Source organism: Leucobacter triazinivorans, assembly GCF_004208635.1.
GTDB lineage: Bacteria > Actinomycetota > Actinomycetes > Actinomycetales > Microbacteriaceae > Leucobacter > Leucobacter triazinivorans.
This window is the reverse complement of record NZ_CP035806.1, coordinates 3,304,019-3,322,572: the sequence shown is the minus strand read 5'-3', so window position 1 is coordinate 3,322,572 and position 18,554 is coordinate 3,304,019. Positions and strand designations below refer to the sequence as shown.

General features: G+C 68.6%; 18 protein-coding genes. 3 read left to right on the top strand and 15 right to left on the bottom strand.

Annotated features, from left to right (window positions below):
* Positions 1 to 14 precede the first annotated feature (14 nt).
* The 11 genes from EVS81_RS15005 to EVS81_RS14955 all read right to left on the bottom strand — a co-directional run bounded on the left by EVS81_RS15005 (position 15) and on the right by EVS81_RS14955 (position 10,642).
* Positions 15 to 761, bottom strand: a complete 747-nt coding sequence (locus EVS81_RS15005; RefSeq protein WP_130111087.1) for a PIG-L deacetylase family protein — start codon at positions 759 to 761, stop codon at positions 15 to 17.
* A 69-nt stretch (positions 762 to 830) separates the two neighbouring features.
* Positions 831 to 1,262: a ribosome silencing factor gene (gene rsfS, locus EVS81_RS15000; protein ID WP_130111086.1), complete on the bottom strand. Its 432-nt coding sequence runs from the start codon at positions 1,260 to 1,262 to the stop codon at positions 831 to 833.
* A 39-nt stretch (positions 1,263 to 1,301) separates the two neighbouring features.
* Entirely contained in the window at positions 1,302 to 2,909 is a 1,608-nt protein-coding gene (locus EVS81_RS14995) for a hypothetical protein (protein ID WP_130111085.1), read from the bottom strand.
* Entirely contained in the window at positions 2,910 to 3,479 is a 570-nt protein-coding gene (gene nadD, locus EVS81_RS14990) for a nicotinate-nucleotide adenylyltransferase (RefSeq protein ID WP_240740085.1), read from the bottom strand.
* Positions 3,480 to 3,520: 41 nt separating this feature from the next.
* On the bottom strand, positions 3,521 to 3,733 hold the full coding sequence (locus tag EVS81_RS14985) for a hypothetical protein (RefSeq protein ID WP_130111084.1): 213 nt from the start codon (positions 3,731 to 3,733) through the stop codon (positions 3,521 to 3,523).
* A 55-nt stretch (positions 3,734 to 3,788) separates the two neighbouring features.
* On the bottom strand, positions 3,789 to 5,042 hold the full coding sequence (locus EVS81_RS14980; RefSeq protein ID WP_130111083.1) for a glutamate-5-semialdehyde dehydrogenase: 1,254 nt from the start codon (positions 5,040 to 5,042) through the stop codon (positions 3,789 to 3,791).
* A 5-nt stretch (positions 5,043 to 5,047) separates the two neighbouring features.
* Entirely contained in the window at positions 5,048 to 5,851 is an 804-nt protein-coding gene (gene proB, locus EVS81_RS14975; RefSeq protein ID WP_240739882.1) for a glutamate 5-kinase, read from the bottom strand.
* Positions 5,848 to 7,353, bottom strand: coding sequence for a GTPase ObgE (gene obgE / locus EVS81_RS14970; protein ID WP_130111082.1), 1,506 nt, complete (start codon positions 7,351 to 7,353; stop codon positions 5,848 to 5,850). The genes proB and obgE overlap by 4 nt, the downstream gene beginning before the upstream one ends.
* A gap of 78 nt (positions 7,354 to 7,431) precedes the next feature.
* Positions 7,432 to 7,686 (bottom strand): 50S ribosomal protein L27, encoded by a 255-nt coding sequence (gene rpmA / locus EVS81_RS14965; protein WP_053383772.1) that lies wholly within the window; start codon positions 7,684 to 7,686, stop codon positions 7,432 to 7,434.
* Positions 7,687 to 7,717: 31 nt separating this feature from the next.
* Positions 7,718 to 8,026, bottom strand: a complete 309-nt coding sequence (gene rplU, locus EVS81_RS14960) for a 50S ribosomal protein L21 (protein WP_130111081.1) — start codon at positions 8,024 to 8,026, stop codon at positions 7,718 to 7,720.
* Between the two features lie 147 nt (positions 8,027 to 8,173).
* Positions 8,174 to 10,642, bottom strand: a complete 2,469-nt coding sequence (locus EVS81_RS14955; RefSeq protein ID WP_130111080.1) for an Rne/Rng family ribonuclease — start codon at positions 10,640 to 10,642, stop codon at positions 8,174 to 8,176.
* A gap of 239 nt (positions 10,643 to 10,881) precedes the next feature.
* Here EVS81_RS14955 and EVS81_RS14950 point away from each other — a divergent pair, with 239 nt between their 5' ends.
* Positions 10,882 to 11,493 (top strand): vitamin K epoxide reductase family protein, encoded by a 612-nt coding sequence (locus EVS81_RS14950; RefSeq protein WP_130111079.1) that lies wholly within the window; start codon positions 10,882 to 10,884, stop codon positions 11,491 to 11,493.
* Here EVS81_RS14950 and coaE read toward each other — a convergent pair.
* The gene (coaE, locus tag EVS81_RS14945; protein ID WP_130111078.1) at positions 11,480 to 12,079 is read right to left on the bottom strand and encodes a dephospho-CoA kinase; all 600 of its coding nucleotides are present in this window, start codon (positions 12,077 to 12,079) and stop codon (positions 11,480 to 11,482) included. The two genes, EVS81_RS14950 and coaE, sit on opposite strands and share 14 nt — an antisense overlap.
* A 105-nt stretch (positions 12,080 to 12,184) precedes the next feature.
* Here coaE and EVS81_RS14940 point away from each other — a divergent pair, with 105 nt between their 5' ends.
* Positions 12,185 to 12,793, top strand: coding sequence for a DUF4126 domain-containing protein (locus EVS81_RS14940; RefSeq protein ID WP_205879349.1), 609 nt, complete (start codon positions 12,185 to 12,187; stop codon positions 12,791 to 12,793).
* Between the two features lie 116 nt (positions 12,794 to 12,909).
* On the opposite strand, the gene rpsA is transcribed toward EVS81_RS14940, so the two are convergent.
* Together rpsA and polA are read right to left on the bottom strand one after the other, a co-directional pair.
* Entirely contained in the window at positions 12,910 to 14,355 is a 1,446-nt protein-coding gene (gene rpsA / locus EVS81_RS14935) for a 30S ribosomal protein S1 (RefSeq protein WP_130111077.1), read from the bottom strand.
* A gap of 319 nt (positions 14,356 to 14,674) precedes the next feature.
* On the bottom strand, positions 14,675 to 17,299 hold the full coding sequence (gene polA / locus EVS81_RS14930; protein WP_130111567.1) for a DNA polymerase I: 2,625 nt from the start codon (positions 17,297 to 17,299) through the stop codon (positions 14,675 to 14,677).
* Positions 17,300 to 17,368: 69 nt separating this feature from the next.
* On the opposite strand from polA, the gene EVS81_RS14925 reads away from it, so the two are divergent.
* The gene (locus EVS81_RS14925) at positions 17,369 to 17,806 is read left to right on the top strand and encodes a hotdog fold thioesterase (protein WP_130111566.1); all 438 of its coding nucleotides are present in this window, start codon (positions 17,369 to 17,371) and stop codon (positions 17,804 to 17,806) included.
* 56 nt (positions 17,807 to 17,862) lie between these two features.
* On the opposite strand, the gene EVS81_RS14920 is transcribed toward EVS81_RS14925, so the two are convergent.
* The gene (locus EVS81_RS14920) at positions 17,863 to 18,471 is read right to left on the bottom strand and encodes an ANTAR domain-containing response regulator (protein ID WP_130111076.1); all 609 of its coding nucleotides are present in this window, start codon (positions 18,469 to 18,471) and stop codon (positions 17,863 to 17,865) included.
* Positions 18,472 to 18,554 lie beyond the last annotated feature (83 nt).

The window sequence follows — 18,554 nt, the reverse complement described above, 5'->3', positions numbered from 1 at the left end:
CCCCGCGAGCGGCCTCACTCCGCGCCGCGCAGGCGATGAGCGGAGAATCCCACCGCTCGCGGCACCCCCGCCGCCCCGCCTTGAGCGCGCAGCATCTCGGGTATCGCATCGGCGGGAGCGGGATGCCACGGCAGGTCGGCGAGGTAGGCCTCGTGCGCCGCGAGCGAGGCGATCGCGCGGCGTTCGGCGTCGTCGCCGATCTCGACGTAGCTCGTGGGCCGGGCACCGGTCAGCAGCATCCACGTCGCGCCCCACGGGCCCAGATCCTCGTCGCGGAGCAGCTCGGGAAACACCCAGCGGTTGTCGGCATCGCGCACCGCGTCGATGGTTGCGAGGCCCGCCGCGCGGTGGTCGGCGTGGTCGATGCCCCACGGCACCAGAAGCTCGCCGGAGCCGGTGACCACGACGTCCGGACGGAAGCGCCGAATCTCGCGCGCGATGGCGCGACGCAGCTCGAGACCGTACTCGAGCATGCCGTCGGGAAAATCGAGGATCGTGAGCCGCTGCACCCCCACCTCGTCGCACGCGCGCCGCTGCTCCTCGGCCCGCAACGGAGCCGCCTCCTCCGGCGGGCGCTGCATCCCCGCCTCCCCCGAGGTGAGCAGCAGGTAGCCCACCTCGACGCCGCGGCCTGTCCACTCCGCCACGGCTGCGGAGGTGCCGTACTCGGGGTCGTCGGGGTGGGCGACCACGACGAGTACGCGCCGGAATCCGGCGTCGTCGAGCGGTTCGAGCGAGGGCGATCCGGCTGCTGCATCCATGGGGCTCAGCCTACGCCCGCTCGGCGCCGGGGCGCGAGACGCGGGGCCGGAGCGTCGCCAGGCCGGGGCTCAGCCGAGCGCTGACGCCGCCGGGGCCTCCCCGTCGGCGGCGAGGAGCGGAGCCACGTCGATGAGCGGGCAGTCCTGCCACAGCTTCTCGAGCTGGTAGAAGTCGCGCTCCTCGTGGTGGAAGACGTGCACGATGAGGTCGCCGAAGTCGAGCAGCACCCACCGACCGCTCTCGCGTCCCTCTCGCCGTACGGTGCGCACCCCCTCGGCGTTGAGCGCATCCTCGATCCCGTCGGAGATCGCCTGGACGTTGCGTTCGACGCTGCCGCTGACGATGAGGAACACGTCGGCGAGGCCGAACTGCGCCGACACCTGCAGCGCGACCGGAGCGGTCGCACCCTTCTCCTCGGCCGCGCGCACCGCGATCCCGAGGTCCGCCAGCACATCGCGATTCTGAGTCACTTCGTGTTCCAGTTCCGTTCTTCCGTTCATCGGGCCGAGGCCCTCGTTGGTGCGGGTACCGCGCGGGCGCTATCCGAACAGACCGTTGCTCGCGCCCCAGGCGCCGAGCGCGATCACCGCGATGAGCAATCCGCCGCCCGTGAGTGAAAGCACCAGCGGCAGCTTGCTGCGCTCCTTGGCCGGCTTCGCGACCACCGGCATCCCCGACGCGGCGCGCGCGCTCACCGCGTGCCGCGCGGACACGGGTGCCGGCCCCTGCCCGGTGGTCTGGGCCTCGTCGGGCTCGGCTCCGGTGATCGGGTCGACCTCGATGGAGTCGTGCATGGCGGCGTGTCCGCCGGTCTCGCCGAGCGACTTGGGCAGCTTGAGCGACCCCGTCACGTAGAGATCGCCAGTGCCGCCGAGCGGCCCGGTGAGCCCGCCGGTGTCTTCCGGCATGGACGGGAGGATCAGCGCGGCGCCGCCCGTGCTGCCGGTGGAGCCCTCCTGCGCGACGGCTCGCGAGATGAGGTCGTCAAAATCGCCGTCGCCGTTGGCGTTGGCGTTGCCCGCGCCCTGGTCAGGGACGATGCGGGCGCTGGGATCGTCGAACACCGAGCGCCACTCCTCGGGAGGAGCGATATCCGGGAACGAGTAGCTCGTCTTCTGATCCGGGCTCTGCGCCGAAGGCTCCGGGCTCTGCGCCGAAGGCTCGGGACTCTGCGCGGCTTCGGAGACCTCGGAGAGCACCGCCGTTGCCGGCGGTTGCGCGTCGTCGACCTGATCCTCGTCGGACACCGCGGGGTCGACGACCGCCGTCGCCGGCTCATCAGCGTCATCGTGCACCCCGTCGTTCACCTCAGGCGACGGTGTCGGGCCCGCTTCCGCGCTCGGGTCGAGTTGCTGCTCGGCTGCGGGCGAGACGCCTGCCGGAGCGGATTCTGCGGGCGCGGCCCCCTTGTTGCGCTGCCAAAAACGGCGCTTCGGCTTCGATGAGGTCTCTTCCGATTCGTCCGCATCGAGTTCGGCGTCCGCACCCGAGGACTGGGCTTCCGCGCTCGGCTGCTCGGCCTCGCGCAGCTCCTCAACCGAGAACGGTTCGGTCGGAGGGGTGATGAGCGAGTCGAAGTCGAGTTCGGGCTCGGCCGCTCCATCTGTCGGCGCATCATGCTCGGCCTCGTCCGGAGCTTCGGCCTCTGCTGGAACCTCGACCTCAGGCTCGGGCTCAGTGGGAACCTCAGCCTCAGCCTGAGCCTCAGCCTCAGCCGGCGTTTCAACCTCAACCTCAACCTCAACCGGCGATTCAGCCTCAGCCTCAGCTTCAGCCGGCGTCTCAGCCTCAACCTCAGCCTCAGCCTCAGCCGGCGTCTCTGCCTCAACCTCAGCCTCAGCCGGCGTTTCAACCTCAGCCTCACGCTCGACCTCGGTGTGCGGCTCGGGTTCGGTTGGCGGGCCGGCCTGCGCCGCGCGCTCGGCCAGCGCCTGTTCGCGCAACTGCCGCATCTCCCGGCGACTACGCGGGGTACCGTCCTCGTTGACGGGAGAGATCTCGATCTCCCCCTCCACCGGCCGTGACTCGGGATCCGGATCGACCGGCGGCTCCGTTGCCTCCGAGAGATCCAGCGCGCCGGTCTCGGCCATCTCCCGCAGCCGGCGCTCGCGCCGGGTCAGCGGTCGTTGTTCGTCCTGCTCACTCATCTACTCTGTCGCTTCCTCGGTGTACAACCCGTGCTTCGCAATGTACTGCACCACACCGTCAGGCACGAGATACCACACCGGATACCCACGGGCCACCCGCTCACGACAGTCCGTCGACGAGATCGCCAGGGCGGGAACTTCCAATAAGCTTACGTGTTCGTCAGATAATCCAGAAAGCGACAGCTCATGCCCGGGGCGGGTCACAGCGATGAAGTGGGCGAATTCCCAGAGCCGATCAGCGTCCTTCCAGCTCACGATCTGCTCCACCGCATCCGCACCGGAGATGAAGAAGAGCTCCGCCTCCGGCATCTGCTCGTGCAGGTCTCGGAGCGTATCGACCGTGTAGGTCGGCCCCTCACGGTCCACGTCGACCCGGCTCACCGTGAACCGAGGATTCGACGCGGTCGCGATGACCGTCATGAGATAGCGATGCTCGCTCCGTGAGACGTTCTGCTTCTGCCACGGCCTTCCGGTGGGCACGAAGACCACCTCATCGAGGCCGAAGCTCTGCGCGACCTCGCTCGCCGCCACCAGGTGGCCATGATGGATGGGATCGAAGGTGCCGCCCATCACCCCGATGCGACGCTGTGCTGTCACCGTCCGGTCGGATCCTAGTGGCGCGCGTCGGCGCCGTGCTCGCGAGCGTAGGCCTCTGCCTTCGCCGCATGGCGATTGGAGACGTCGCGGAACGAGAAGGTGACGATCGCGAGCGCCGTGAAGGCGACGAAGGTGATCACGCCGAAGAGCGGCGCCGGGAAGGGCAGCTCGTTGACGACGTGATGCCCTTCTTCGGCGGCGACGGCGATCGTTGCGAGAAGTGACATAAAATCCCCTGCGTTCGTGACGGATGAAAAGACAGTACCAGTGTACTGGGTCTGGTCAGCGGATCTGTCCAGCCCCGCGCACGAGCCACTTGGTGCTGGTGAGCTCGGGCAGGCCCATGGGTCCGCGGGCGTGCAGCTTCTGCGTCGAGATGCCCACCTCGGCGCCGAAGCCGAACTCACCGCCATCGGTGAATCGCGTGGAGGCGTTCACCATCACGACCGCGGAGTCCACCTCGGCGAGGAATCGCTCGGCGTTGGCATAGTCCTGCGTGACGATCGCGTCGGTGTGACGCGTCGAGTACCGCTCGATGTGCGCAAGCGCCTCGTCGAGCGAGTCGACCACACGCACGCCCATCTCCAGCGCGTGGTGCTCGGTCGCCCACGTCTGCTCGTCGGCCGAGATCACACCCTCGACGGCCGACCGTGTCGCATCGTCTCCGCTCAGTTCGACGCCGGCGCCGATGAGCTCGCCCGCCAGGCGCGGCAGCATCCGCTCGGCGGCATCCCGGTGCACCAGCAGCGTCTCGGCCGCGTTGCACACGCTCGGGCGATGGGTCTTGGCGTTCTTCACCACCGAGACCGCCATCTCCTCGTCGGCGGATGCGTCGACGAAGACGTGCACGATCCCCGATCCCGTCTCGATCACGGGAACCGTGGACTCTTGAACGACGGTGGAGATGAGGCCGGCGCTGCCGCGCGGGATGAGCACGTCGATGTACCCGCGGGCGCGCATCAGGCGCGAAGCACCCTCCCGCCCGAACTCGTCGATGGTCTGAACCGCATCGCCGTCGAGTCCGGTGCTGGTGATCGCACGCTGAATCAACGACACCAGCACCCGATTCGAGTGCTCGGCCGCGCTGCCGCCGCGCAGCACCGCGCCGTTGCCGCTCTTGAGCGCCAGCGCCGCGATGTCGACGGTCACGTTCGGCCGCGCCTCGTATATCGCCCCGACCACGCCGAAGGGCACCCGCACCTGGCTGATCGAGATCCCGTTGGCGAGCGTCGAGCCGCGCACCACCTGACCCACCGGGTCGGGCAGCGCGATGACCTCGCGCACTGCGGCCGCGAGCCCGCGCAGCCGATCCGCATCGAGCCTCAGGCGATCCAGCAGCCCCTCGCCGATGGCGTTCTCGGCACCGCGGGCCAGATCCTTCGCATTGGCCTCGACGACCTCGTCGACGCCGTGCTCCAGGGCCGACGCGATGGCCTCGAGCGCAGCGTTCTTCTGGGTGGTGGTGACGGTCGCGAGGCGCTTGGATGCGCGCCGCGCACGGTCGAGACGGGAGAGGAAGGGATCGAGCTGCGACATGATCCCTAGCCTACCGATTCGCCGGAGCGCGCATCGAAGCGGGTGCCGTGATCGGCCCCGTCGAGCACCGCCGGGAGCAGCCGCGTCTCGGTCAGCAGCACCGCCGCGCCCGCGTCGGCGGCCAATCGGGCCGCCTGCACCTTCGTCGCGGCACCGCCGGTGCCCCAGCCGGACTGCGCCTCGCCGATCTCGATGCCATCGAGCGGGTCGCCGTAGGGCACATGCGCGATGCGCTCGGCGCCCGCGATCATCGGCGGAGCCGTGTACAGCGCGTCCACGTCCGAGAGCAGCACCAGGCGATCGGCTCCGATCAGGCGCGCGACGAGCGCGGCGAGCCGATCGTTGTCGCCGAACCGGATCTCGTGGGTCGCCACCGTGTCGTTCTCATTGATGATCGGCAGGATCCCGAGCTGCAGCAGCCGCTCGATCGCTCGCCGCGCGTTGCCGCGGTGCGTCGGGTTCTCGATGTCGTGCGCGGTGAGCAGCACCTGCCCCGCGATGATCTCGTGGCTGCTCAGTGCACGCTGGTAGCGGTTGACCAGGATGTTCTGCCCCACGGCAGCAGCCGCCTGCTGGGTCGCGAGATCCTCGGGCCGCTCGTCGAGACGCAGGAAGGGCACGCCGGTCGCGATCGCGCCGCTCGAGACGAGGATCACCTCGGAGCCCGCCTCCACGAAACGGGCGAGACACGAGACCAGCGTCGGGATCTGCCCCGCGTTGTCGCCGCTCACCGACGACGAGCCCACCTTCACGACGATGCGGCGCGAGCCGAGCAGCTCTGCCCCGACGCCGGCACCGGGAGCGTTCACGACCGCTCCTCCCAGAGCCCCGCCTTCCGCTCGCGCTCCAGTTCGGCCCGAGCCTCGGCCTTGGCGTCCATCCGCTCGTGATACTCGGAGCGCCGCTCCTTGTTCGTGCGGCGCTCGTTCTGCTCGACCCGCAGGTCGGTGCCGCGCGCGCCCATCTGCACCTCGGCCGCGCTCGTCACCGTCGGTTCCCAGTCGAAGACGACGCCCGAGCCGGGGCCGATCACCACGGTGGATCCTGCCGTCGCCCCCGCCTTCACGAGCGCGTCCTCGATGCCGAGCTTCTGCAGACGATCGGCCAGATATCCCACCGCTTCGTCGTTCGTGAAGTCCGTCTGCTCCACCCATCGCTCGGGCTTCGCGCCGAGCACGCGGTAGAGGGTGCCGTAGCTGCCGCCCTCGGGCACCACGCGGAAGCCGCTGTCGTCGACCGCCCTGGGCTGCAGCACGATGCGCGGCTGATCGACCGTCGCAGCGAGTTCGCGGGCCCTGGCCTGTTCCACCAGCTCGGCGAGCGCGAAGCCGAGCTCGCGCAGGCCCTCGTGCGACACGGTCGAGATCTCGAACACCCGGTACCCCTGCGCCTCGAGCTCGGGGCGCACGAAGTCGGCGAGCTCACGAGCCTCGGGAACATCGATCTTGTTGAGCGCGACGAGCTGCGGCCGTTCGAGCAGCGGGGTCTGGCCGTCCGGGACGGGGTAGGCGGCGAGCTCGCCGCGGATCACCTCGAGATCGGAGAGCGGATCCCGCCCGGGCTCAAGCGTGGCGCAGTCGAGCACGTGCAGCAGCGCGCTGCATCGCTCGACGTGCCGCAGGAAGTCGAGGCCGAGGCCCTTGCCCTCACTCGCACCCTCGATGAGCCCGGGGACATCGGCGACGGTGAAGCGGTGATCCGCCACCTGCACCACCCCGAGATTGGGATGCAGCGTGGTGAACGGATAGTCGGCGATCTTGGGCTTCGCGGCGCTCATCGCCGCGATGAGGCTGGACTTGCCCGCAGACGGATAGCCGACGAGCGCCACGTCGGCGATGGTCTTCAGCTCGAGGGTGAGCGTGCCGCTCCATCCCTCGGTGCCGAGCAGGGCGAAACCCGGGGCCTTGCGCTTGGAGCTCGCGAGCGCATGGTTGCCCAGCCCGCCGAGGCCGCCCTTTGCGGCGAGGAAGCGCGTTCCGGCTTCGGTGAGATCGATCAGGGTCTCCCCCGCGGCGTCTTTCACGACCGTGCCGACGGGCACCGAGAGCACCAGTTCGGCGCCGTGGGTGCCGGCGCGGTAGTCTCCGGCGCCGTAGCCGCCGTTCTCAGCGCTGCGGTGCGGGCGCCGGTGGAACTCGAGCAGGGTGGTGACCTGCGGATCGGCGAGGATCACGATATCGCCGCCGTGTCCGCCGGCACCGCCGTCGGGGCCCGCGAGCGGCTTGAACTTCTCGCGCCGGATCGAGACGCAGCCGTTGCCGCCCCGCCCCGCCTGCAGATGCACCTGCACCTGATCCACGAATGTCACCATGCGGTGCGTCTCCTCGAAGTGTTCGTCCGAATACGGCAAAAGGCGAGCCGAAGCCCGCCTCGCCGGTGATGCCGCGTGTTACGCGGCAGCTACGATGTTGACGACCTTGCGGCCGCCCTTCACGCCGAACTCGACCGCACCCGCCGACAGCGCGAACAGCGTGTCGTCGCCGCCGCGGCCGACATTGGCGCCGGGGTGGAAGTGGGTTCCGCGCTGACGCACGATGATCTCGCCTGCGTTGACCTGCTGGCCGCCGAAGCGCTTCACGCCGAGGCGCTGCGCGTTCGAGTCGCGACCGTTGCGGGTGGAGCTGGCGCCCTTCTTATGTGCCATGAGTCTCTACTCCTTCAGTGATCCGAAAAGGTTACTTGATGCCGGTGACCTTGATGCGGGTCAGGTCCTGACGGTGACCCTGGCGGCTCTTGTACCCGGTCTTGTTCTTGTAGCGCTGGATCACGATCTTCGGGCCGCGGAGATCGTCGAGCACCTCGGCGGTCACCTTCACCTTGGCGAGGGCCGCGGCGTCGGTGGTCACCTGATCTCCGTCGACGAGGAGCACAGCGGGAAGCTCGAGCTTGCCCGAGGCGTCACCCGCCACACGATTGACGGTGAGGATCGAACCGACCTCGACCTTCTCCTGCCGGCCGCTTGCGCGCACTACTGCGTAAACCACTTGTCACCCTTTTCTTGAGGATCGTCTTCCGTGTCGAAGCGCAGCCCCGCCGCCTTCGAAGTCTGAGGTGTTCGCCACCCAAGAGCGGCACCAACGCTCAATAATATCGTGAACCACCGAATATGGTCAAATAGGCGCTCCCGCGTGTCACTCCCGCTCCGCCTCGCGACGGCGCACCGTCTCCTCGAGCGCCTGCGCGAGTGCGAGCTGAGCCTGCTGCGCCGCATCCGCCGCGCCGCCCTCGGCCGCTTCGCCCTCAGCCGCTCCGTCGTCACCTGCGCCGCCGTCAGCGGCGCGTGCCGACCCGCGGTGCGGCTGATCTTCGCCGCCGCGGATCGGGGCGGTGGAGACCCGGCGACTGCGGCTGCGGCCCGCGCCCGTCGCGGGCGCCTCCGGCAGGGCTTCGAGCACCGACTCGAGCAGCGATCCCGATACGGCCTGAGTCGACTCGGGGGTCTCCGCTCGCTCGTCCGATCCGCGCGACCGCACCCTACCGCTGACCGGTGCTCCCGTGCGGGCGGCCTCGTCATCCCCGTAGGACGCTCTCGCTCCGCCGGCTCCGGATGCCCCGCCCCCATCAGCGCCCTTCGCGCTCTGGATCGTCGAGGCCGCCACCTGCGCAAGCATGTTCTTCGCTCCGTCGGTGATGGAGTGCGTCTGAGCCTTGGACTCCTGCTGCGCCGGTGCGCCTTTGCCTCGCTTCGAGCTGCGCGACGACCCCTCGCTCCGGTGCTTCGTCACCGGTTCGTGGTGCACGATGATCCCGCGCCCCGCGCACACCTCGCACGGCTCGCTGAACGACTCGAGCAGCCCCAGACCGAGCTTCTTGCGAGTCATCTGCACGAGGCCGAGAGAGGTGACCTCGGCCACCTGATGCTTCGTGCGGTCGCGGCTGAGGCACTCGACCAGCCGGCGCAGCACCAGGTCGCGGTTCGACTCGAGCACCATGTCGATGAAGTCGACCACGATGATGCCGCCGATGTCGCGCAGGCGCAGCTGGCGCACGATCTCCTCGGCCGCCTCGAGGTTGTTCTTGGTGACGGTCTCCTCGAGGTTGCCACCGGATCCGACGAACTTGCCCGTGTTCACGTCGATCACGGTCATCGCCTCGGTCCGATCGATGACCAGGGAGCCGCCGGAGGGCAGCCACACCTTGCGATCCAACGCCTTGGCGATCTGCTCGGTGATGCGGTACTCGTCGAAGACGTCGCGCTCACCTTCGTGGCGCTCCACCCGCTGCAGCAGGTCGGGCGCCACCTGCGAGAGGTAGTTCTCGATCGTCGCGTAGGTGTCGTCACCCGAGATCAGCAGACGGTGGAAGTCCTCATTGAAGACGTCCCGCACGATCTTGATGAGCATGTCGGGCTCCGAGTGCAGCAGGACGGGACCGCCGCCCTTCGCCACCCGCTTCTGGATCGACTCCCACTGCCGGGTCAGCCGCTGCACATCGTGGGTGAGCTGCTCCTCGCTCGCGCCTTCCGCGGCGGTGCGCACGATCACTCCGGCGCCGCTCGGCAGCACCTCCTTGAGGATCTTCTTCAAGCGCGCGCGCTCGGTATCGGGGAGCTTGCGGGAGATGCCGTTCATCGCGCCCCCCGGCACGTACACGAGGAATCGCCCCGGAAGAGAGATCTGACTCGTGAGACGGGCACCCTTGTGGCCGACCGGATCCTTGGTCACCTGCACCAGCACCTGGTCGCCCGGTTTCAACGCGTTCTCGATCTTGCGCGCGGCATTGCCGCCCTCGAACTCGGACCAGTCGACTTCGCCCGAGTAGAGCACGGCGTTGCGACCGCGCCCGATGTCCACGAACGCCGCCTCCATGCTGGGCAGCACGTTCTGCACGCGCCCGAGATAGACGTTGCCGATGAGCGACGATTCGCTCGATCGTGCCACGTAGTGCTCGACGAGCACCTTGTCCTCGAGCACGCCGATCTGCACGCGATCCGCCGTCGTCCGCACGATCATCTCGCGGTCGACCGCCTCACGGCGTGCCAGGAACTCGGACTCCGTGATCACCATGCGGCGGCGGCCCGAGTCGCGGCCGTCGCGGCGCCGCTGCTTCTTGGCCTCCAGCCGGGTCGAACCCTTCACCTTCTGCGGCTCGGTGATCACGGGCGCCTGGCGCTGCTGCCGGCGCGGGGCGTCGTCCTCGGAGGATCCCTCACCACCGCCCGAGCGGCGCCGGGTGCGCCGCGATCCCGAATCGCGTTCGCCCGTGTCCTCGTCGCGCGCGAACTGCTGGTCGAGCAGATCGTCGAGGTGACGCAGCTCGCCGCCTCGCGCGTCGCGCCGCGGCTCGGCCTGGCGGGGATCACCCTGGCGCGCATCGCCCGGGCGGCCGTCGCCGAACCGCCAGTCGCCGCGGCGGGGCCGAGGCTGCACCGGCGGCACGTCGGGCGCGAGGAAGATCAAGCGGGTGGTCGCTCGGAAGCGCTCCTCCGGGCTCATCTCCGCGAAGGGGACGGCTGCGGGCGACTCCGCAGCCGCCCCCGACTCGGGTGATTCGTCACGGACATCGCCGGCGGGTGCCGTGGCGACGGCCTGCTCTGCGCCGACGGCGTCGACCGCGCCGGCTGCGTCTTCGTGATGGTCTTCTGTTGTGCTCTTCACCATTCCTGGTGTCTCCTCTTGCCCCGAGCGAAGCGAGTTCGGCCGGGGAGCCTCGTATGTATGCGGAATGATCCGCGAATCCTGTTCTCCGCGGATGCGATCATCCGCGCTCGGTCGGTCCTCGACCGGTGGCGCCCTTCCGGCCGCCAAAAGACTGTGCGCGTGAGATGCCCTCTCGGCCGCTCGCGCCGCACTTCATTATGTCACGGGTTGCTCGAAGACGCCGTGAGTAGGATCGGGCCATGACTTCTGCACCTCGTTCGACCCGGCGACCGACCGCCTTCGCCGTCTTCTCCATCCTCGCGGGATCGATCGGCTGGTTCGCCTCGTTCGAGCTGCTCACGGAGTACATCAAGACGCTCGCCGCGAGCGACTACGTGCCGAACTGCAACGTCAGCATCCTCGTCACCTGCGGCCCCAACATGGGGTCGTGGCAGGGCTCCCTGTTCGGCTTCAGCAACACCATCATCGGCGTCTCCGCGTTCGTGGCACCGATCGCGGTCGGCGTTGCCCTGCTCGCGGGAGCCCGGTTCTCCCGCTGGTTCTGGACGCTCTATCAGCTCGGCCTTCTGGGCGGCTTCGTATTCATCTGGTGGCTGTTCTCGCAGAGCGTGTTCGTGCTCGGCACGCTGTGCCCGTGGTGCATGGTGGTCTGGAGCGTCATGATCCCGCTCTGGTGGGTCTCGTTCTTCCGCCCGTACGCCAACGGCGACATTCCGCTGAGCGACTCCGCGCGCGCCGTGTTCCAGACGCTCCTCTCGTGGACCTGGGTGATCGTCCTGATCTGCTACCTCGTGATTGCGTTCGTCGCCCAGCTCCAGCTCGACTGGCTCTCCGAGTTCAGCCGGATGTGATCCTGCGCCAGAGCTCATCCACCTGCGCCAGCGTCTCGGCCCGCGTACCCGAGGTGTCGATCACCGCGTCCGCGACGGACGTGCGCTCCGCGCTGTTCGCCTGATTCCCGATCCTGCGGCGCGCCTCGGCCTCGGCCATACCACGCAGCTCGACCATCCGTTCGATCCGCTGCTCCGGGGGTGCTTCGGCCGTGACCACGAGATCCCAGCCCTGATCTCTCGCCGCCTCCACCAGCAGCGGTACCTCGTAGACGAGCACCGCGTCGGGATCCTGAGCTCTCGCCGCTTCGGCCCGCGCGTCGAACAGACGTCGCACCTCCGGGTGCACGATCGCGTTCAGCGCGGCGAGCGCCTCTGCATCGGCGAACACGATCGCCCCGAGTCCGGCTCGATCGAGCGTCCCGTCAGCGCGCCTGAGCTCGCCCCCGAACCGCGCGAGCACCCGCGCCAGACCGGGAGTTCCGGGCGCCACGGCTTCTCTCGCCAGCTCATCCGCGTCGATGCGTACGGCTCCGAGCTGCTCGAGTCGCCGACCGATGGTCGACTTCCCCGACGCGATGCCCCCCGTCAACCCGATCAGTTTCACCAGTCCCGTCCTCCCCGTACCTGCCGCACCACGAACCGTGGCTTCCGGCCGAATCCATAGGAGATACCCTACCCAGGCGTCATAGGCTTGTGGCAGGAGGCGCTCGTGCTCGAATTCATCACCGGTATGACGCTCGCGGCATCGGCGGGCCTCAACGCCTACATCCCGCTGCTCGGCCTCGGCCTCCTGTCGCGCTTCACCGAGCTCGTCCAGCTCCCGGCGGCGTGGGCATGGCTCGAGAACGAGTGGGCGCTCGGCGTGCTCGGCGTGCTGCTGCTCGTAGAGGTGCTGGTCGACAAATTCCCCGCACTCGACAGCGTCAACGACGTGCTCCAGACGGTGGTGCGCCCGGCCTCGGGCGGCATCGTGTTCTCCGCCGGATCGTCCAGCGATACCTTCGCCGTCACCGACCCCGCCGAGTTCATCGCCTCGGCCGACGTCTGGCCGTTCCTGATCGGCGTGCTCATCGCACTCGTACCGCACGTGCTGAAGGCCGTGGCGCGACCGGTGATCAACACCCTCACGGCGGGGGCCGGTGCCGCAGTGTCGAGCACCCTCGAAGACCTGGGCGCACTCGTCCTGACCGTGCTCGCGATCGTGGTCCCGGTGCTCGCGCTCGCGCTGCTCGTCGCGGTGCTCGTCGTGCTCATCCGGCGGCTGCGCCGAGCGCTCGCCGAGCGCGCCGCCCGACGCGCCGGCGGTCTCGCCGGCTGACACGGGATCGGTGATCGACGCGTCGATGCCGGGCTTCGGTACGCCGAAGGCCCGGCCCCGCGGCAGCGGTTCCGGGCCTCCGGTCGATCACCCGCCCGACGGACGGGCGGAGGGGCTCAGTTGCCCTCGAGCTGCGCCTTCAGCGCCGCAAGCGCGGCGTCGTCGGCGAGCGCACCGGTCGAAGCCGAGTCGCTCGAGAAGCTCGGCGAGGCGTTGTCAGCGGCGGGAGCGGCAACGACCTCGGTGAGCGAAGCGGCGACCTGCTTCTTGTGCGCCTCCCAGCGATCCTGGGCGGCAGCGTACTCCTGCTCCCACTTCTCGCGCTGGGCCTCGAAGCCTTCCTTCCACTCCTGAGTCTCAGGATCGAAGCCCTCGGGGTACTTGTACTCGCCGTTCTCGTCGTACTCGGTGGTCATGCCGTAGAGCGCGGGATCGAACTCGGTGCCCTCGGGATCGACGCCCTCGTTGGCCTGCTTGAGGCTGAGCGAGATGCGGCGGCGATCCAGATCGATGTCGATGATCTTGACGAAGACCTCCTGGCCGGCCTGCACGACCTGCTCGGCGAGCTCGACGTGCTGACCCGACAGCTCTGAGATGTGCACGAGGCCCTCGATGCCGTCCGCCACGCGCACGAACGCGCCGAACGGAACGAGCTTGGTGACGACGCCCGGAGCGATCTCGCCGATCGCGTGGGTGCGGGCGAAGACCTGCCACGGGTCCTCCTGGGTCGCCTTGAGCGAGAGCGAGACGCGCTCACGATCGAGCTCGACCGAGAGCACCTCGACCGTGACCTCCTGGCCGACCTCGACGACGTCGGAGGCGTGCTCGATGTGCTTCCACGACAGCTCGGAGACGTGCACGAGGCCGTCCACGCCGCCCAGATCGACGAACGCGCCGAAGTTGACGATCGACGAGATGACGCCCTTGCGCACCTGGCCCGGCTTGAGCTCGGCGAGGAACGAGGAGCGGGTCGCCGACTGCGTCTCCTCGAGGAGCGCGCGGCGCGACAGCACGACGTTGTTGCGGTTCTTGTCGAGCTCGAGGATCTTCGCCTCGATCTCCTGACCCAGGTACGGGGTCAGGTCGCGCACGCGGCGCAGCTCGATGAGCGAGGCGGGGAGGAAGCCGCGAAGCCCGATGTCGACGATCAGGCCGCCCTTGACGACCTCGATCACCGTTCCGGTGACGACGCCCTCGTTCTCCTTGATGCGCTCCACATCGCCCCAGGCCCGCTCGTACTGAGCGCGCTTCTTGGACAGGATGAGGCGACCTTCCTTGTCCTCCTTCTGGAGCACGAGCGCCTCGACGGGATCGCCGACCTGAACAACCTCATCGGGGTTCACGTCGTGCTTGATGGACAGCTCGCGCGAGGGAATGACGCCCTCGGTCTTGTACCCGACGTCGAGGAGCACCTCGTCGCGGTCGATCTTCACCACGGTGCCCTCGATGAGGTCTCCGTCGTTGAAGAACTTCAGGGTCGATTCGACCGCTGCAAGGAAGTCGTCGGCCGAGCCGATGTCGTTGATCGCGACCTGCTTGCTCTCGGTCGTTGCGTTCGTCATGAAATTGGTCTCCAGAATGGACAGGAATCAGGTGGGAGAGCGCCCGAGCGACCGGGCGGATGCGATGATCCGCGAGGCTCACCCACATTTGGACATGGTTGAGTCGCCACAGATGTGACACTCAAGCGTACCGCGAGACGGACGCCCCGACAAGTGACGACACGCCCGGGGCGGACCGCCGCCTCGCCTGCCGCTCCGTCCTCGTCGATCACCGACGCATCCGCGGCACCGCAGCCGGGCGAGCCGCTCGACGCAGGCGACCGATCCCCAGGAGGTCGGGAAACGCGAAGTCGCCCTCCTGCCTGAAGGAGCGCGAGCGTCAGTGCGCGGCGGCGTTCCAGTTGCTCCCGTGCCCCACCTGCACCTCGAGCGGCACGGAGAGCTCGGCGGCGCCCGCCATCTCCTCGCGCACGATCGCCTCGAGCGCGTCCCACTCCCCCTCGGCGACCTCGAACATGAGCTCGTCGTGGATCTGCAGCAGCATGCGCGAGCGCAGATCGGCCTCGCGCATGCGGCGCTCGACCTGGATCATGGCGCGCTTGATGATGTCGGCCGCCGATCCCTGAATCGGCGAGTTGAGGGCCGCCCGCTCGGCGTTCTCCCGCAGGACTCGGTTCGGGCTCGCCAGATCGGGGAACGGGCGGCGGCGGCCGAAGATCGTCTCGGTGAAGGTGTCGCGCTTGGCCTGGTCGACAACGGAGCGCAGGTAGTCGCGGACGCCCCCGAAACGCTCGAAGTAGTCGACCATGAGCTGCTTCGCCTCGGCACCGCTGATACCGAGCTGCTTGGAGAGGCCGAAGGCCGACAAGCCGTACGCGAGCCCGTACGACATCGCCTTGACCTTCGAGCGCATCTCGCTCGTCACCTCCTCAGGGGTGACCCCGAAGATACGCGCTCCGACGAAGCGGTGGAGATCTTCCCCCTCGTTGAAGGCCTCGATGAGCCCCGCATCGCCCGACAGGTGAGCCATGATGCGCATCTCGATCTGCGAGTAGTCCGCAGTCATGAGCGTCTCGTAGTCGGGTGCATGGATGAACCCTTCGCGGATGCGGCGCCCCTCCTCCGAGCGCACCGGGATGTTCTGCAGATTCGGGTCGGTCGATGCCAGTCGACCGGTGCTGGCTCCCGTCTGCACGAACGTCGTGTGGATCCGGCCGTCCTGCTGCACCGCCTTGATGAGCGTCTCGACCATCTGACGCAGCTTGTTCGCATCGCGGTGCGCGAGCAGCGCATCGAGGAAGGGGTGCGGCTTCTTCGCCTGCAGCTCTGCCAGCGCGGCCGCGTCGGTCGTGTACCCGCTCTTCGTCTTGCGCGTCTTCGGCATGTCGAGCTCGTCGAAGAGCACTTCCTGCAGCTGCTTCGGCGACGACAGGTTGACCTCGCGCCCGATCGCCGCGAACGCCTGCTGCGCGAGGTCCGCGACCCGCGCCGTGAGCTCGGCGTGGTGGGCTTCGAAGAGCGGCAGGTCGATTTCGACGCCGCGCTCCTCGAGCGCCGCGAGCACCGGCACGAGCGGCAACTCGATATCGCGGTAGATCTCGATCGTGCGCGACTGGAAGCGCTCGGTGGCGGCGGCGTGCGCGCGCGCCACGTACCAGGCGAGCGCGGCGGCGTCGGCCACGCTGCCCTCGTCGGGCACGAGCTGATTCGGGTCGCCCTCGGGCACCTGCTCGCCGAGGAAGCGGAACACCGCCTCAGCGATGCTCTTCTCCGCCGTCGCAGGGCGCAGCAGCCAGGCGGCGAGCAGCAGGTCTCCCCCGATGCCTCCGATCTGCGCGCCCGCGCGACGCGCGGTCGCGATCTGCTGCTTCGCATCGAAGAACAGCTTCGAGGCGTCCGAGGCCAGCCACTGCTCGAAGAGCGCGTAGTCCCGCCCGCCCGGAATCCAGTGGAACAGCACGGAGGAATCGGGCGTCGCGATCCCCACTTCGTAACCCGAGTCGGCCTCGCGGATCAGCACGGCGGGGTGATCCGCCTTGTCGAGCCAGTCGCCCAGCTCCTCGTCGATCAGGTTCTTCGCCTCTGGCCGTTGCGGCACGAGCGACGCCGTCGCCGAGGCCGCACCGCCAGCCGGCACCTCAGCGCCGGCGAGCTTGCCGACGCGCTGCAGCAGTGTGCGGAACTCGAGCCTGGCGAAGACCTGCTGCACCGCGCCCATGTCGATCTCGCCCCGCTTCAGCTCGTCGAGCGTCACGTCGAGCTCGACATCGCGCACGAGCCGGTTGAGCCGGCGGTTGCGCTCCGCAAGGTGCGCGTGCTCGCGCAGGCTCTCCCCCACCTTGCCGCCGATCTCGTCCTGCCGGCGGAGAATCTCCTCCAGCGATCCGAACTGGGTGATCCACTTGACGGCGGTCTTCTCGCCCACGCGGGGAATGCCCGGCAGATTGTCGCTCGTCTCCCCCACGAGCGCGGCGATCTCGGGGTACTGCTCCGGCCGGATCCCGTAGCGCTCCATCACCTTCTCGGCATCGTATCGAGTGAGCTCGCTCACCCCCTGCTTCGACGGATAGAGCAGCGTGATCCGGTCGTCGACCAGCTGGATCGTGTCGCGGTCGCCGCTGACCACGAGCACCCGATATCCGGCGTCGGCGCCGCGGGTCGCGAGCGTGGCGAGGATATCGTCGGCCTCGAAGTTCTCCTTCTCGAGCGTGCGGATCCCCATCGCGTGCAGCGCCTCCTGCAGCAGCGGCACCTGGCCCTTGAACTCGGGCGGCGTCTCGCCGCGAGTGCCCTTGTACTCGGGGTACTCCTCCGTGCGGAAGGAATGGCGGGAGATGTCGAAGGCGACGGCCAGCGCATCCGGGCGCTCATTGCCCAGCAGGTTGATGAGCATGGCGATGAAGCCGTGGATCGCGTTCGTGTGCTGGCCACTCTGGGTCTGGAAGCTGTCGACGGGCAACGCGTAGAACGCCCGGAAGGCCAGCGAGTGGCCGTCGATGATCATGAGGGTAGGCTGAGGATTCGACACATGCCCAGCCTACAAGCCGCCCCGGACAAGGAACCAGCAGACGACATGACGGCCCCCACCCCTCCGCACACCGACCCGACCGACCCCGGACTGGCGTACGTCCGCGAGCGCGGCCTCGGCGCACTCGCCGACCGGATGGGGATCGAGATGACCGAGTTCACGCGAGAGCGCGCGGTCGCCATGATGCCGGTCGAAGGCAACACCCAGCCGATCGGCCTGCTGCACGGCGGCGCCTACGTGGTGCTCGGTGAGACGCTCGGATCGATGCACGCCAACTTCGTCGCCCCTGAAGGGCACGTCGGGGTGGGCGTCGACATCAACGCGACGCACACGGGCTCCGCCACATCGGGCATCGTGACCGGGGTGTGCACCCCGATCAAACTGGGGAGATCGGTCGCGGTCCACGAGATCATCGTCAGCGACGAGCAGGGCCGCCGCTGCTCGACGGTGCGCATCACGAACTTCTACAAGCGCATCTCGTGAATGCACGAGTGCCCCCGGCCATCGGCCGGGGGCACTCGTGCATTCTGCCGAGGCGGCTACGACTTCTTCGGGCCGAGCTGATCGATGATCGTCTTCGCCACGTCCTGCATGGTGAGGCGACGATCCATCGACGCCTTCTGGATCCAACGGAACGCCTCGGGCTCGCTGAGCCCCATCTTGTCGTTGAGGATCCCCTTCGCGCGGTCGACGAGCTTGCGGGTCTCGAACCGCTCGGCGAGATCGGCGACCTCGCTCTCGAGCGCGACGATCTGCTGGAAGCGCGACAGCGCGATCTCGATCGCGGGGATCAGGTCCGCCGGGGTGAACGGCTTGACGACGTAGGCGAGGGCGCCGGCCTCGCTCGCTCGCTCGACGAGCTCGCGCTGGCTGAAGGCGGTGAGCAGGACCACGGGTGCGATGTGGTCCTTGTTGATGCGCTCCGCCGCGGAGATCCCGTCGAGCTTCGGCATCTTGACGTCCATCACGACGAGATCGGGGCGCAGCTCCTCCACGAGGCGCACCGCCTCCTCGCCGTCACCGGCTTCGCCCACCACGTCGTAGCCGCTGTCGCGCAGGGTCTCTACGATGTCGAGGCGGATCAGGGACTCGTCTTCCGCGACGACGACGCGTCGCGGGGCGCTCGGTGCAGTGCTCTGGTCATTCACTCCACCAGCTTACGACATCCGTGCCGCACGACGACTCAGAATCGCCTGCGCTCCGACACGGGAGCGGGTCGAAGCTGCGCTAG